11 protein-coding genes are annotated in these 14,201 nt (G+C 70.6%); 7 read left to right on the forward strand and 4 right to left on the reverse strand.

Going from position 1 to position 14,201, the window contains the following annotated elements; all coding sequences use genetic code 11:
- Positions 1–6: 6 nt before the first annotated feature.
- The 5 genes from VFI59_05775 to VFI59_05795 are packed head-to-tail and all read left to right on the forward strand — an operon-like array spanning position 7 to position 6,419.
- Positions 7–921 (forward strand): diacylglycerol kinase family protein, encoded by a 915-nt coding sequence (locus tag VFI59_05775; GenBank protein ID HET6713203.1) that lies wholly within the window; start codon positions 7–9, stop codon positions 919–921.
- On the forward strand, positions 918–1,670 hold the full coding sequence (locus tag VFI59_05780; GenBank protein HET6713204.1) for an alpha/beta fold hydrolase: 753 nt from the start codon (positions 918–920) through the stop codon (positions 1,668–1,670). The genes VFI59_05775 and VFI59_05780 overlap by 4 nt, the downstream gene beginning before the upstream one ends.
- Before the next feature lie 40 nt (positions 1,671–1,710).
- Entirely contained in the window at positions 1,711–4,365 is a 2,655-nt protein-coding gene (locus tag VFI59_05785) for a DEAD/DEAH box helicase (GenBank protein HET6713205.1), read from the forward strand.
- A 16-nt stretch (positions 4,366–4,381) separates the two neighbouring features.
- A complete protein-coding gene (locus VFI59_05790; protein HET6713206.1) occupies positions 4,382–5,311 on the forward strand; it encodes a diacylglycerol kinase family protein in 930 nt (309 codons plus the stop codon).
- Positions 5,312–5,321: 10 nt separating this feature from the next.
- Positions 5,322–6,419: a Xaa-Pro peptidase family protein gene (locus VFI59_05795; protein ID HET6713207.1), complete on the forward strand. Its 1,098-nt coding sequence runs from the start codon at positions 5,322–5,324 to the stop codon at positions 6,417–6,419.
- A gap of 13 nt (positions 6,420–6,432) precedes the next feature.
- Here VFI59_05795 and cysS read toward each other — a convergent pair whose 3' ends face one another.
- From cysS to VFI59_05815, 4 genes are all read right to left on the reverse strand, one after another.
- Positions 6,433–7,824, reverse strand: coding sequence for a cysteine--tRNA ligase (cysS, locus tag VFI59_05800; protein HET6713208.1), 1,392 nt, complete (start codon positions 7,822–7,824; stop codon positions 6,433–6,435).
- A gap of 25 nt (positions 7,825–7,849) precedes the next feature.
- A complete protein-coding gene (locus VFI59_05805; GenBank protein ID HET6713209.1) occupies positions 7,850–10,261 on the reverse strand; it encodes an AAA family ATPase in 2,412 nt (803 codons plus the stop codon).
- Positions 10,258–10,947, reverse strand: coding sequence for a hypothetical protein (locus VFI59_05810; protein ID HET6713210.1), 690 nt, complete (start codon positions 10,945–10,947; stop codon positions 10,258–10,260). Before VFI59_05810 ends, VFI59_05805 begins: the two co-directional genes overlap by 4 nt.
- An 84-nt stretch (positions 10,948–11,031) precedes the next feature.
- Positions 11,032–11,475: an Lrp/AsnC family transcriptional regulator gene (locus VFI59_05815; protein HET6713211.1), complete on the reverse strand. Its 444-nt coding sequence runs from the start codon at positions 11,473–11,475 to the stop codon at positions 11,032–11,034.
- A 204-nt stretch (positions 11,476–11,679) separates the two neighbouring features.
- Between VFI59_05815 and VFI59_05820 the strand changes: the two genes are divergently transcribed.
- Together VFI59_05820 and VFI59_05825 are read left to right on the forward strand one after the other, a co-directional pair.
- Positions 11,680–12,426, forward strand: coding sequence for an RNA-directed DNA polymerase (locus VFI59_05820; GenBank protein ID HET6713212.1), 747 nt, complete (start codon positions 11,680–11,682; stop codon positions 12,424–12,426).
- Complete coding sequence (locus VFI59_05825) at positions 12,423–13,931, forward strand: amidohydrolase family protein (protein ID HET6713213.1); 1,509 nt, start codon at positions 12,423–12,425, stop codon at positions 13,929–13,931. Before VFI59_05820 ends, VFI59_05825 begins: the two co-directional genes overlap by 4 nt.
- Positions 13,932–14,201: the final 270 nt, after the last annotated feature.

The raw sequence follows: 14,201 nt of genomic DNA on the forward strand, positions 1-14,201 counted from the left end.
ATCGCGATGGGAGGCGCCGCCCCCGTCGTCGTCGTCGCGAACCCCACTGCCGGGCACGGCAAGGCCGGCAAACGCATCGGATCGGTCGACGCCATCCTGCGACAGCTGCGGGTCGAGCACGAGGTGCGCGTCACCGGATCGGCGGCCGCCATGGAGGCGACGTGCCGCGAGGCCGCGCTGCAGGGAGCCGAGATCGTGGCCGTGCTCGGCGGCGACGGCACGGTCTCCTGCGCCGCCAACGGGCTGCTCGGAACCGGCGCGGCCCTCGCGGTGCTGCCGGCCGGCACCGGTGACGACTTCGCATCAGCCGTCGGCGCCGGATCGTTCCCGTCGGCCGTGCGCCTGCTCGCGAACCCGAAGACGGTCGCGATCGACGTGGTCCGCGTCCATGCGGGCGAGGCCGACCGCCGCTTCGTCAACATCGCCGGCGCGGGCTTCGACTCCGAGGTGAACGAGACAGCGAACGCGATGACCGTGAACCTCGGCGGCACCGGGACCTACCTCGCCGCCCTGATGAAGACGCTCTCGAGGTTCACGCCGGCACGCTACGACCTGACGATCGACGACGAGGCGTTGACCCTCGACGCGATGCTGGTCGTGATCGGCAGCGGGCTCTCCTACGGCGGGGGCATGAAGGTCCTGCCCGACGCCTCGATCGTCGACGGCGTGATCGACGTGTGCATCGTGGAGGCCCTCTCGAAGGGCGCGTTCCTCCGCGCGTTCCCGTCGGTGTTCACGGGCCGTCACGCCGGGCACCCGAAGGTGCGCATGATGCGCGCGACGAGCGTGACGGTCGAGGCAAACCGAGGCATGCAGGTCTACGCGGACGGTGAGCGGGTCGGACCGCTGCCGGCCCGCTTCGAGGTGGAACCGGGCGCCCTGCCCGTCGTGGTCGGGCCCGACGCGAAAGGGATCCGATGACCGAGGCTGCCGACGGCGTGTTGCTGATCCATGCGTTCCCGCTCGATGCCCGCATGTGGGACGAGCAGGTCGAGGACCTGCGCTCCCTCGGGTGGCGGGTGGCCGCCCCGTCGCTCCCGGGATTCGGGGACTCGCCGGCGGCGGGACCGGTGATGGCGATGGGGGCGGCCGCCGATCGATGCCTGCAGGCGATCGACGCGGCCGGCATCGAGCGTGCGGTCGTGTGCGGGCTGTCGATGGGCGGGTACGTCACGTTCGAGCTCTGGCGCATGGCGAGGCAACGGGTCGCGGGGGTCGTGCTCGCCAACACCCGCTCGGGCGCCGACACGGAGCAGGCGGCCGACGCACGGCGGTCGCTGGCCGCTCGGCTGCGCGCGGAGGGCAGCACCGGGTTCCTGGTCGCAGCACCGCCGCCGCTGCTCGCCGCGGCGCCGGGGCAGGGGCGCTGGCCCGTCGTGCTCGGCATGATGGCCGACCAGTCGCCCGAGGCGATCGCGGCGGCGGCCGAGGGCATGGCGGAGCGACGCGATTCCACCCCGGATCTCGGCACGATCGATGTTCCCGCGCTCGTGATCACTTCGGACGCGGACACCTTGATCCCTCCCGGGGTCAGCCTCGAGATGGCCGACCACATCGCGGGTGCGGACGCGGTCACGCTCGCCGGGGTGGGGCACCTGTCCAACCTGGAAGCGCCCGAGGCGTTCTCGACGGCGCTCCGGTCCTTCCTGGGGCGCTTCACGCGCGTCTGACCGTCGAGGGCGGCGCCGGGGCGCCCGTAGACTGCCTGGCGTGATCACCCCCGCGGCGTTCGCCGCCCGATTCCCGTTCGCCCTGGACGAGTTCCAGGTGCAGGCCGCCGAGGCGGTCGAGGCCGGCATGTCGGTGCTCGTCGCGGCCCCGACGGGAAGCGGCAAGACCGTCGTCGCCGAGTACGCGATCGAACGGGCCCTCGCGCTCGGGGGCAAGGCGTTCTACACGACCCCGTTGAAGGCCCTCTCGAACCAGAAGTACGGGGACCTCGCCGCGACGCACGGCGCCGACCGTGTCGGCCTGCTCACCGGCGACAACACGATCAACTCGGAGGCGCCGGTGGTCGTGATGACCACCGAGGTGCTCCGCAACATGCTGTACGAACGCTCCGACACGCTCGGCGGGCTGGTGAGCGTGGTCATGGACGAGGTGCACTACCTGCAGGACCCGTACCGAGGCGCCGTCTGGGAGGAGGTGCTGATCCACCTGCCGCTCAGCGTGAGCGTGGTCTGCCTCTCGGCCACGATCTCCAACGCGGAGGAGTTCGGCGAGTGGATCGGCACGCTGCGCGGCGAGACGAGGGTGATCATCGAGGAACGGCGTCCCGTGCCGCTCGAGCACCACTACCTGATCGGCCACCGCCTGCACCCGATGCACGTGGAGCAGGACGGCGTTCCGATCCCGAACCCGTACGTGATCTCGCTCGACCAGAACGAGCTCCGCACGAAGGTCTACTACCGCCGCAGCAGCGGGTACCCGCAGCACGAACGCATCTCGCGACCACGCGAGGGGCATCGCCGCGTGTACGTGCCGAGACGGTCCGAGGTCGTCGACGTGCTCGAGGAGCACGGCATGCTGCCCGCGATCTACTTCGTGTTCAGCCGTGCGGGGTGCGATCGCAGCGTGCGGTGGATCCGAGAGGCGGGCATCTCACTCACGAGCCGCGCCGAGGCGGACCACATCCGGGAGCGGGCGGAGACGCGTGCGGCGTGGATCGACGAGGAGGACCTCGTCACGCTGGGGTTCTACGACTTCCTCGATGGCCTCACGGCGGGCGTCGCCGCCCATCACGCGGGCATGCTCCCCGTGTTCAAGGAGACCGTCGAGGAGTTGTTCGAGGCGGGGCTCGTGAAGGTCGTCTTCGCGACCGAAACCCTCTCCCTCGGCATCAACATGCCGGCCAAGACCGTCGTGATCGAGGACCTCTGGAAGTTCCAGGGCGAGCGCCACGAGCTGCTCACCCCCGGGGAGTACACGCAGCTCACGGGCCGCGCGGGCCGGCGAGGCATCGACGAGGTGGGTCACGCGGTGGTGCTCTACCAGAAGCAGGTCGACTTCGAACGGGTGGCGACCCTGGCCCAGCGGCGCACGTACGACCTCGTCTCCTCGTTCCGGCCCTCCTACAACATGGCGGTGAACCTCGCCCGCAACTACACGGAGGAGCAGGCGCACCATCTGCTCAATAGCTCCTTCGGGCAGTTCCTGGCCGACCGCAAGGTCGTGGGCTTGGAGCGGGAGCGTCAGCGCGACGCCGAGGCCATCGAGGGATACCGCGCCAACATGCGATGTCACCTCGGGGACTTCGACGAGTACTGGGCGCTCGTATCGAGGGCCCAGCACCTCCGCGAACAGGATCGCAAGGGCAACGAGAAGGCACGGGCCGACTCGGTTCGCGTGGCCGTCGGCCGGCTGAAGCCCGGCGACGTGGTCTCGCTGCCGAGCGTCAAGCGGGGCGGACTCGGCGTGATCGTGAGCACCCGCGACGGCAAGCCCACCGTGCTCACCCAGGACCGGCGGTTCTTCCGGCTCGCCGCCCGCGACTTCCAGGATCCGCCCGCGGTGCTGACCCGCATCGCCCTGCCTCGGTCGGGGAGCGCGCGGAGCAGCCGGTACCGGCGAGATGTGGCCGCGACGCTCGTCTCGCTGAGGGTCCGGCCGCCGAAGCCAGGCACCCGCCGCGCGGACCCGAGGGTCGAGCGGGAAGCCGCCAGGCTCGACGAACGCGCCGCCGCGCACCCCTGCCACCGCTGCCCCGAGCGCGCGAAGCACGAACGGTGGGCGAGGCGGGTCGATGAACGGACGTCGTCGCTTTCGGGCCTCGAACGGCGGATCCGCGTGCGCACCGAGACCCTGGCGCGCCAGTTCGACCGGGTGCTCTCGGTGCTCCGCGAGCTCGGCTACGTGGAGGGATGGTCGGTCACCGACCGAGGGCGCAGCCTCTCGCGCATCTACGGCGAGGGCGACATCCTGGTGGCCGAGGCGCTGGCCCGAGGGATCTTCCACGGCCTCGAGCCGGCCGAAGTGGCGGCGCTGCTTTCCTCGGTCGTCTACGAGGGTCGAGAGCGGGTGCCGCTCTCCGGCGAGATGCCGACGCCCGCCTCGAAGGAGCGATACGAGCTGCTGCAGCGAACCTGGCGGCGGATCCGGCGCGTGGAGGACGAGCACCAGGTGCAGCTCTGTCGCGAGCTCGAAGCGGGGTTCGCGACGCCGATCTACCACTGGGCGGGCGGGCGAGCGCTCGAAGTGGTGCTGGGCGAGACCGAGATGGCCCCCGGCGACTTCGTGCGCAACTGCAAGCAGCTCCTCGACCTGCTGCGGCAGGTCGAAGAGGTCGCGAACCCCGACGTGGCCGCGCTCTTCGCGGCGGCGCGGTCGTCGGTGATCCGAGGCGTCGTCGCGTACACAGGGGTGTAGCTACCATGCGGGCGCGATGACCAGCCCCTTCGGAACCCTCGCGGTGATCGCCCACCCCGCCGCCGGAGCCGGCCGTGTGGGAGAACGGCTCCCGGCGCTCCGACGGGCGCTGGCGGTCAACGACCTCGACTTCGAGCTGCGCATCGCAGATGCGCTCGGCGAGGGAGCGCACCTGGCGTCGACCGCTCTCGACGAGGGGTTCCGTTACGTCGTGGCCGTCGGTGACGACGCGACGGTGCAGGACGTGGTGAACGGCCTCTTCCGTGATGGGGCGCCGATCGTCGCCGAGCCTGTGCTCGGCGTGGTCGCGGCCGACGCCGGCAACGACCTGTTGCGGAGCTTCGGGCTGCCCGACGATGTGGACGGGGGCGTCCGCCACCTGCGAGGCGACGTCACGTACCCGTTCGACCTGATGCGCATCACCTGCACGGGCCCCGAGGGCGAACGGGTGACCCGGTACGCACACAACCTCGCCCAGGTCGGCCTCGGCGCCAACGTGGAGCTCGCCCGCCGGCGCCTCCCTGAACGGCTCGGGGACCGGCGACGGCGGTTCCTAGGCTTCTGGCGCGGCTACGTGGGTACGAGGCGGGGGGTCGTGCGCGTGGGGTACGACATGAAGAACTGGGAAGGGGAGACGTTCCACGTCGTGATCGGCAACGGTCAGTTCACGTCGGGTATACGGCTGTCGCCGCGCTCGTACCCGGGCGATGGCGTGCTCGATGCCCTCGTCTTCACGGGGCAGAAGTCCGATGCCTACACGATGATGCCTCGCATCATGCGCCACGGTGGGCACGTTCCCGACGACGCGATCAAGGAGCTCCGCGCGAAGATCCGCTTCGCCGTCGAGGCGGACCGCCCGCTCGCCGTGGTCGCCGACGGCGAGCCGTTCGGCACGACGCCCGCGACCTTCCAGGTCGTGCCCCAACAGATCCTGTTGAAGCTCTAGAGGAGGCCACGTGAACGCCCGTCTCACCGATCGCATGCGGCGCGCCGCCGAGGAGGCCACGAGGCAGGGGTTCGACGCCCTCGTGGTCGCTCCCTCGCCCGACCTGGCCTACCTCACCGGCTACGACCCGATGCCGCTCGAGCGACCGACGCTGCTCGTGCTTCGGAGCGGACACGCGCCTACGATGCTCGTGCCCGAGCTGGAACGGCCGCTCGCCGCCGATTGCCCGAGCGCCGGGGCGATCGAGCTGATCGGCTGGACCGATGCCGTCGATCCTTACGGAGAAGCTGCGCGGCTCCTGCCGTCCCAGGGGCGCGTCGCGGTCGGGGACCGGCTCTGGGCGAGCCACGTGCTGGGGCTCCAGCACGCGGTACCGAGCATCGCGCTCGAGCCGGCGTCGCCCGTGATCGGCCGCCTCCGCGCCGTGAAGGACGAGGACGAGCTCGCGGCCCTGCGCCGGGCCGCACGCGGCGCCGACGAGGCGTTCCGGACGATCTGTACGATGCCCTTCGCGGGGCGGCGTGAGGAACAGATCGCGGCGGACCTCGCGGACCTCCTCGTGCGCAACGGACATTCGCGAGCCGACTTCACGATCGTGGCGAGCGGCACGAACGCCGCCTCGCCGCATCACGAACCCGGCGGACGCACGATCGTGCCCCGGGACGCTGTCGTGATGGACTTCGGCGGACAGCTCGGCGGGTACTTCAGCGACACGACGAGGACGGTCGTCGTGGGGGAGCCCCCGGCCGGGTTCGAGCGCGTCTACGAGACCGTCCGCGAGGCGCAGGCTGCCGCGTGCGACGCGGTCGCCCCTGGTGTCCTCGCCCAGCACGTCGACCGCGTGGCGCGGGGCATCATCGAGGACGCCGGACTCGGGGAGCGCTTCATCCACCGCACCGGTCACGGCATCGGGCTTGAGGTGCACGAGCCGCCCTACATCGTGGAGGGCAACGAGTGGCCCCTCGCGCCCGGCACGACGTTCTCCGTCGAGCCCGGCGCCTACTTCGAGGGTGAGTTCGGAGTGCGGATCGAGGACATCGTGGCTGTCACTGCCGACGGGGTGGAGCGGCTGAACCGGTCGACCCGAGAGCTGCAAGTCGTGCGGTAGGCGGAACCCGCCGTCAGTCTCGAGGTCGGACCTTCGTGCCGTCACGCGTGTCCATGACCTCGAGGCCCATCGCCACCAGTTCGTGGCGCAGCCGGTCGCTCTCTGCGTAGTCCTTCTCCGCGCGGGCCTCGTCGCGCAGGGCCATCATCGAGCGCATCTCCTCGGTCGGAGCCCACCCGCTGGTGGCCTCCCGCTCGAGATCGAGTCCGAGGACGGCGTCCCACGAGGCCAGCAGGGCGTACCGTTCACCCACGGTCACCGCTTCGTCGCCCGCGGCCGCGTTCACGATGACTACGGCCGCGGGCATGTCGAGGTCGGCGGCGACCGCCTCCCGGAAGCGCGCGTCGTATCCCTTCGCGCGTTCGCCGAGCTCCTTCATGGGCGGGGCCCATTCGGCCAGGCGTCTGCGGAGCTGCCTGACCTTCGCGTCGGCCGCCTCCATCGCCTCCCAGGTGAAGTCCATCTCGGAGCGGTAGCGCGACTGGAACGTGAGCCACCGAAACGCGAGTGGATCGATGCCGCGCTCGACCAGCTCGTGCACCCGAACGGTGTTCCCCGTCGACTTCGAGATCTTCTGACCCGATTGCCGCAGGTGACCCCCGTGCACCCAGATCGAGACCACCTGGTGCCCAACCGCGCCCTCGCTCTGCGCGATCTCGTCCTCGTGATGAGGGAACCGCAGATCGCTGCCGCCCGTGTGGATGTCGAACCGATCGCCCAGGTACTTCATCGACATCGCCGAGCACTCGATGTGCCAGCCGGGAAACCCCACGCCCCACGGCGAGTCCCACTTCATGAGCCGGCCGGGACCGGCAGCCTTCCACAGGGCGAAGTCTGCCGGATGGCGCTTGGCCGGATCGGTCTCGAGGTCGCGGTGCCCCTCACGGAGGTTGTCGAGGGTGTTCCCGCTCAGCTTCCCGTATCCGGGGAACGAAGAGACGTCGAAGTAGACGCTGCCGGAATCCGCCACGTACGCGTGCCCCCGGTCGATCAGTGTCTGGGTGAGCTCGATCATCTCCGGGATGTGCTCGGTGGCCTTCGGGTACTCGTCGGCCGGGCGGATGCCCACGGCGGCGGCGTCCTCGAACACGGCCTCGGCGTATTTCTCGGCGATCTCGAGCGTGGACAAGCCCTCGTCCTCCACGGCGAGCAGCATCTTGTCGACGGCGTCGGGCGAGGCCTCGTCGGTCATGTGCCCGACATCGGTGATGTTCATGATCTGCGTCACGCGGTAGCCCTCGAACTCGAGGGCGCGCCGGATCAGATCGCCCAGCATGAACGTGCGCAGGTTCCCGAGGTGCGCGAACCGATAGACCGTGGGGCCGCACGTGTAGATCGTGACGTGCCCCTCGGCGGCGGAGCGAACCTCGTCGAGCTCGCGCGTCAGCGAGTTGTACAGGCGCATGGCGCTGAGCTTACCGTCGGATGGGTCAGCGCTCTGCGTCGTCGGGTCGGGGAGGCGATGGCGGCCTCAGCATCAGCTGCGGCCGCTCCGCCTGCCCGTTGCCGCCGGCGGCGGACACCTCGATCGGCGGCGGCGGCACCGGCACGGGGATGCGCGACTCGACCCCGGCGTGGTCCCTGTGCGCCCGGAGCACGGCCTCGTGGTAGCGCTCGAGCATCTGGGCGAACGCGGGGTCGTGGTACGGCCGTCCGTCGACCGTGGGCCCGGGCGTGCCCTCGATGATCGCCTCGACGTCGTCGCCCGTGATCGTCTTCACGGTTTCGAGCGCGTGCGCGAGCGCGAGCACCTCGGCTCGGTTCTGCTCGAGCAGCGACGACGTGCGCTCGTAGAGCTCGGCCAGCTTGTCCTCGACGCTCTGGCCGAACGCCGAGTCGAACATCGCCCGGTCGCCACCCGTCTCCATCGACATCGACCCGAGCGGCGCGAGCGTGACCGATCGCGACGCGAACCGGTCACCCATCGCGTAGTAGGCCAGCGCCTGGCTCGTCATGCCGGTCGCGGCGCGCATGTCGCCTCCGACCCCCATCGAGTGGTCGCCGTCGAAGAACATGCGCTCGCCCGCCAGCGACGCGAGCGCGGTCATCACGTCGATCTCGCGCTCCGAGCGCCATTGCACGAACTGGTCCTCCGGTGGGATCGACGAGACGAAGCCCCCGACGTCGCCCCGCCGCTCGATCGTCGCCATGTCGATCACCGCATGCTTGCGAAGCCGGTAGGCGACCACCGCGTGGCACGCCTCGTGCACGGCTACCGAGTGTCGCTCGCGCTCGATGTACTCATGCTCGTCGGGCAGCCCGTGCTGCTTCAGTTGCTTCGCCTTCACGACGTCGGCGTAGGACACGGTGTCGCGGTCGTCCCGGATCGCGATCACGAGTCCCTCGTTCACGATGTCCTTGATCGACGCCCCCGAGAAGTACGGCGTGATCGTCGCCAGCTTGTCGATCTCCTCGGACGAGAGATCGTTCTTCACCTTCGCCAGGTAGTACTCGAACGTTGCCCGACGTCCGTCCTTCTGCGGGTAGCCGACCTTGTACTGGCGGTCGACACGCCCGGGGCGCATCATCGCCGGGTCGAGCACGTTGGGCATGTTCGTCGCGAAGATGTGCAGGATGCGGTACTTGGGCGGGGGCTTCGGCTTCATGCCGAGCAGCTTGCGGATCTTGTTCACGAGCCCCTTCGGCTTCGTGAGGCCCGACATCTCGGCCAGCAGCGCCTGCAGGGTTCCCATGCCGCCGCCGCCCGCCATGCCGCCCATGAACACCTGCTCCTTGTACGGAGCGCCGGGCTCGCCCGACGCCGGACCGGCGTGGAACGCCGCGTCGCGCCCGGCCGCCGAGAGGTAGGAGACTCCGTTGCAGCTCGGCCTCGTGGACCAGGGCGAGACGGGGGCGAAGCCCGTCGCGACCTGCTGACCACGGCTGCCGAGGGAGTCGGCCTCGTCGATGAAGACGATCGCGCCGCCGTAGCGCATCGAGAGCTTGCGGAGCTTGCGGTACAGCGACCGAACCTTGAGGATGCCGACGCCCATGAACATGTTGATGAAGGCGCCGGCGTCGACGTTCACGAACGGCTTCGCGGTCTCGCCGGCCACGGCCTGCGCCATGAGCGTCTTGCCCGTGCCTGGCGGTCCCCACAGCAGGATGCCGCCGGGCACGTAGCCGCCGCGAGACTCGATCGCCTCGGGGTCGTCGAGGAAGACCAGGGTCTCCTTGAGCTGCCCGAGCGCCGCATCCTGCCCCTTCACGTCGTCGAATCGGGTCTCGATCTCGTCGGGCATGATCGTGTCGATGCCGCCCCTCGACAGGAACCAGAACAGCCCGATGAACTGGAACATCACGAAGAAGAAGCCGAACGCGAGCTGCAGGATGAACGGGAGCGCGACCACGAGGCGTGCCGGCGCCTCGACGATGCCGAGCCACACGGGGTCGGTGTCGAAGATGCGGCCGAGGAGCGTGCTGAACACCAGCAGGAACAGCACGAACTTGAACGCACGTCCGGCGCGATACCGGGTGTAGTCGTTCATCTTCCCGAGCCGGCGCTCGGTGCCGCCGAAGACGGACTGCTGCCAGAAGCGGTAGTACCCCTTCGACCGTTCCTCGATGAAGTAGTGCACCTGCCGGACGAACTCGAGGGCCATCAGGGCGAGCAGCCACCAGTAGTCGTTGACAGCGATGCGCACGGCGTCGACGAACGGCCCGTCGAGCGGGCGCACGGTGGTGCTCCACACGACCGCGAGGCCGGCGAGCCACAGGACGCCCAAGAAGATCAGGAGCTTGATGCGGTCCCACAGCACGGCGGGCGCGCGTGTCTGCCGCTCGGACGCCCTCGGCCGCGAAGGCCGATCCGCCAAGATATTGGTGCCCTTACCGTTGCTCATGCGATCACCGCCCAGGAGTCGATCACCGATTCGATGTCACCGCGGTTGCGGCCGTAACACTCGGCGCTGCAGAGCACCGCCAGCACGTAGACCTTGTCGGATGCCGGATCCATGTACGCGGTCTGCGAGATCTGCACGAACCGGTCGTCGAAGAAGACGTTCGGCCCACCGGCCGTGACGTCGCCTTCGAGCGCGGAGGCCCAGATCTGCGCCTCGAAGTGCAGACCACGGAACCCGTCCTTCTCGACGCGGTCGTCGTAAGCGAGGAACGCGACGGCCTCACGACCCACCTGGTCCTGGATCGCGTCGATCGGTACGATCAGGTTCCTCAGCGCCTGGTAGTTGATTCCGTCGCGCTGCTGCACCGTCAGCCGCAGCACGGCGGCGATCCCTTGCGGATACTCGGAGTAGTAGCCGGTCTGCGACATCACGTGCTCGACCGTGGGGGAGGGGTGGGCGTCGAGCCCGATCAACCACTCCACGGGATCGGGGGTGCTCACCGGCGGCCCCGCCGGCTCGCCCTGCAGCGTCGCCTCGTCGAAGACGGTCCAATCGATCGGCACCTTGAACGCCGTTCGCGCCTCCGTGTTGCGGACGTACTCGTAGCTCGGCGACCCGCACGCGACGAGGACCGACGCGCCGGCGGCGAGCGCGAGCGCCGCGGTCAGGGAACGGCGGAAGCTCATCGTTGCATCATCCCATGCCTGTTCGGAACGGGACCCCCTTCGGATCGGTATCGGCACCCGAGGCGGGGACCCGAAGTGCGCCGGTCAGGGCCGCAGGGCCCGACGCTCGAACGGGATCGACAACGCGATCGTCGTGCGCGTCGTGACGTTGGCCTTCTCGCGCAGGCGGCGGATCAGATCCTCCAGCTCCGTCGTCGTGCGCGTGCGCACCTTCAGGACGTAGTTCGTCTCACCCGCGACGCTGAAGCAGTCCTCGACCTCGGGGAACTCCGCGACGCGGTCGGGGAGGTCGTCCGGCTGCCGCGGGTCCAGCGGCGAGGCGGCGATCAGGGCGGTGACGGAGAGGCCGAGCGCCTCGGGGTCGACCACGGCCGCGTAGCCCCGGATCACCCCCTGTTGCTCCAGCTTGCGCACCCGGTCGTGCACGGCCGACGCCGAGAGCCCGACGCGGGCAGCCACGTCGGCGTAGGTCGCCCGGGCGTCCTGCTGCAGGGCGGCGACGATGTCGAGGTCTCGCTCGTCGAGCATCGACCAATCATATGGCCCGTCCGCGGCCGGGAACCTCGGCCGGGCGCGTGGGCCGTCCGGCGGTGTCGACCAAGCGGCCGATACCAGGGGTGAGGCCGCCGGACGCCGCCGGCCGATTGCGCGCACCCGCGCCGCTCGTCTACAACGTGCCATCGGCACCGACCTCCTTCCGGCAGCCGCGACGCGGCGCTGGAAGGAGCCCCGGTGGGTGTGACGAGCCCGAGGTCGGGGTGGCGCGAGGATCCGATCCGCACGGAGATCGTCCCCGCTCGGCCGGGCGCGACGCGCACGATCACCCATCTCGGCGAGCACGACCGTCGCCGGTACGAGGTCGCGGTCGCCGCAGTGATCCCGGACGTGGAGCGCGTCCTCGGCGCCGGGGTGGTCGCGAACCGGGCCCGGCCGGACCCGGGCGGGGTGGCGCTCGAGCCCTGGGATGTCGCTCGTCGACGGTACGCCCGTTCGATCGCGACGGCCGTGGCGGGGCCGTGGCGTGCCGCGTTCGTCGGTGACGTCCACGACTGCTACGGCTCGATCGATCCGTCGATCGCGGAGCGCTCGTTACGCAGCATCGGCGCTTCCGGAGGGTCGATCGAGCGCGTCGGCGCGGTCCTGCGGCGCCTCGAGGACCGTGGCGTGCGCGGGCTGCCCGTCGGGCCGGAGCCGTCGGCCGTGCTCGCCAACGCGGTACTGGCCTCGGTCGATCGAGCGCTGGCGGCGGCGGTCTACAGGCCGGCCTTCCGCTGGGTGGACGACGTCGTCGTGTTCGCCCACGACCGGCGCGAGGCCCGGATGGCAGCGGCTTCGTTCGCCCGGGCGCTGGACGCGCTCGGTCTCGAGGCACATCCCGGGAAATGCCGGATCGTGAACGATCCCGGTGCCCTGCTCGCGGTCGTCTCGGGGCGTTCCGCCACGCGCGGCCCGGCCCGTGGCATGATGCGCCCGCCGTGAGGACCCTCTACCGTGCCGCCCGCATCCACACCCAGGCATACCCCGAGACGGGGGACTGGCTCTTGGTCGACGGACGGCACGTGCAGCGCGTCGGGGTCGGCGAGCCGCCGCAGGCCGACCGGGTCGTCGACCTGCCGGGCACCACGATCGTGCCGGGATTCATCGACGCGCACGTGCACCTGACCGAGACCGGGCTCTCCCTCGCGAACGAAGACGTACGCGCCGCCCGCTCGGCCGACGACCTGCTCCGCGTCGTACGCGAGCGGGCCAGCGAGGGCGATGGGCCGCTGTTCCTGCTCGGGTACGACGAGTCTGCCTGGGAACCGCCCGACCTGCCCACGATCGCCGACCTCGACGAGGCGTGCGCGCGCCCGCTGATGATCCGCCGCGCCGACGGGCACATCGCGCTCGCGAACCGGGCGGCCCTCGAGGCCGGTGGGGTGCTCGACCGACCCGGGATCGACCGCGACGCCGGCGGGGGGCCGACCGGCGTCGTGACCCAGCAGGCGAATGACGCGCTCGGGCTGTGGGCGCTGTCGTCCATCGACGACCTCGCGCGACAGGACCTACAACTTCAGGCGGCCTCGCTCGCCGCGTCCAGAGGCGTGACGGCCGTCCACGAGATGTCGATGCCGCACTGGAGCGGGGAAGCCGACCTGCGGGTGCTGCTCGATCACCGGGCCCGCCTCCCGGTCGACGCCGCCGCGATCCCGGCGACGACCGACCTCGCGACCGCGATCGGCAGCGCGCTCACCGCGATCGGCGGCGACCTGCCGGTCGACGGATCGATCGGGGCGCGCACCGCCTGGATCGGCGAGGCCTACCTCGAGGGCGGGAACGGCGTCGCCTACTTCGCCGACGACGAGCTGGCGGAGTTCTTCCACGGGGCGCACGCGGCCGGTCTGCAGGTCGGGGTGCACGCGATCGGCGACCGGGCGATCGAGCAGGTGCTCGCGGTCTGGGAGCGCGTCTACCACGCGCTGGACTCCCGCGAGCGGCGGCACTTCCGGGCCAGACGGCACCGCATCGAGCACTTCGAGGTGGTCACGACGTCGCAGGTGGAGCGCGCGGCGATGCTGGGGCTTGCGGCCTCGGTTCAACCGGCGTTCGACGCGACGTGGGGGGGTCCCGGCGGGCTCTACGAGCGGCGGCTCGGACCCCTGCGCGCCGCGAGCATGAATCCGTTCCGCGCGATGCTGGATCGAGGGGTCGAGGTCGGCGTCGGCTCCGACGCCCCGATCACCCCGCTCGATCCGATGCTCGCGATCGAGGCCCTCGAGCGCCATCACGATCCCGCCCAGCGCCTGTCCCGGCGGGAGGCGATCCGGCTGCACACGATCGGGTCGGCCCGCGTGGCCCACCAGGAGGACAAGAAGGGTGCACTGGCGCCGGGCATGCACGCCGACCTCGCGGCGTTCGACGCGGATCCCTTCGAGGAACCCTCGGTCGACGGCCTGCGCCCGGTGCTCACCGTCTCGCTCGGCCGCGAGGTGTTCGCCACCTGATCGTGAGTCCGGACACGATCCCTCGTCCCTTGTCACTCTTTCTCCGTCCCGATGGTTGACCACGACACGCCGTCGGGCGTACCGTGCGGCCGCGCCATCGCTCCGGCGACGGCGCACGAGGGTCCGAGCGGCTGAGTAGAGAACGCGGCGCCCCGGCGTCGCGGCCCCAAAGGTCGCTCGGGCCCTCATCGCGTCCGTGGCCGGATCGCTCGCGGCGGATCGCGCGCGCCCTCGCCCCGATCGGGAATGCCGATGCCGGCAGCGGCGTTG

It is taken from the genome of Actinomycetota bacterium, from assembly GCA_035697485.1.
GTDB lineage: Bacteria > Actinomycetota > UBA4738 > UBA4738 > HRBIN12 > JAOUEA01.

Excerpts from the sequence above, each read along its gene's own strand:
- VFI59_05775 (HET6713203.1), top strand. The coding sequence starts at position 7 with ATGGGAGGCGCCGCCCCCGTCGTCGTCGTCGCGAACCCCACTGCCGGG.
- VFI59_05780 (HET6713204.1), top strand. The coding sequence starts at position 918 with ATGACCGAGGCTGCCGACGGCGTGTTGCTGATCCATGCGTTCCCGCTC.
- VFI59_05815 (HET6713211.1), bottom strand. The coding sequence starts at position 11,475 with ATGCTCGACGAGCGAGACCTCGACATCGTCGCCGCCCTGCAGCAGGAC.
- VFI59_05790 (HET6713206.1), top strand. The coding sequence starts at position 4,382 with ATGACCAGCCCCTTCGGAACCCTCGCGGTGATCGCCCACCCCGCCGCC.
- VFI59_05805 (HET6713209.1), bottom strand. The coding sequence starts at position 10,261 with ATGAGCAACGGTAAGGGCACCAATATCTTGGCGGATCGGCCTTCGCGG.
- VFI59_05810 (HET6713210.1), bottom strand. The coding sequence starts at position 10,947 with ATGAGCTTCCGCCGTTCCCTGACCGCGGCGCTCGCGCTCGCCGCCGGC.
- cysS (HET6713208.1), bottom strand. The coding sequence starts at position 7,824 with ATGCGCCTGTACAACTCGCTGACGCGCGAGCTCGACGAGGTTCGCTCC.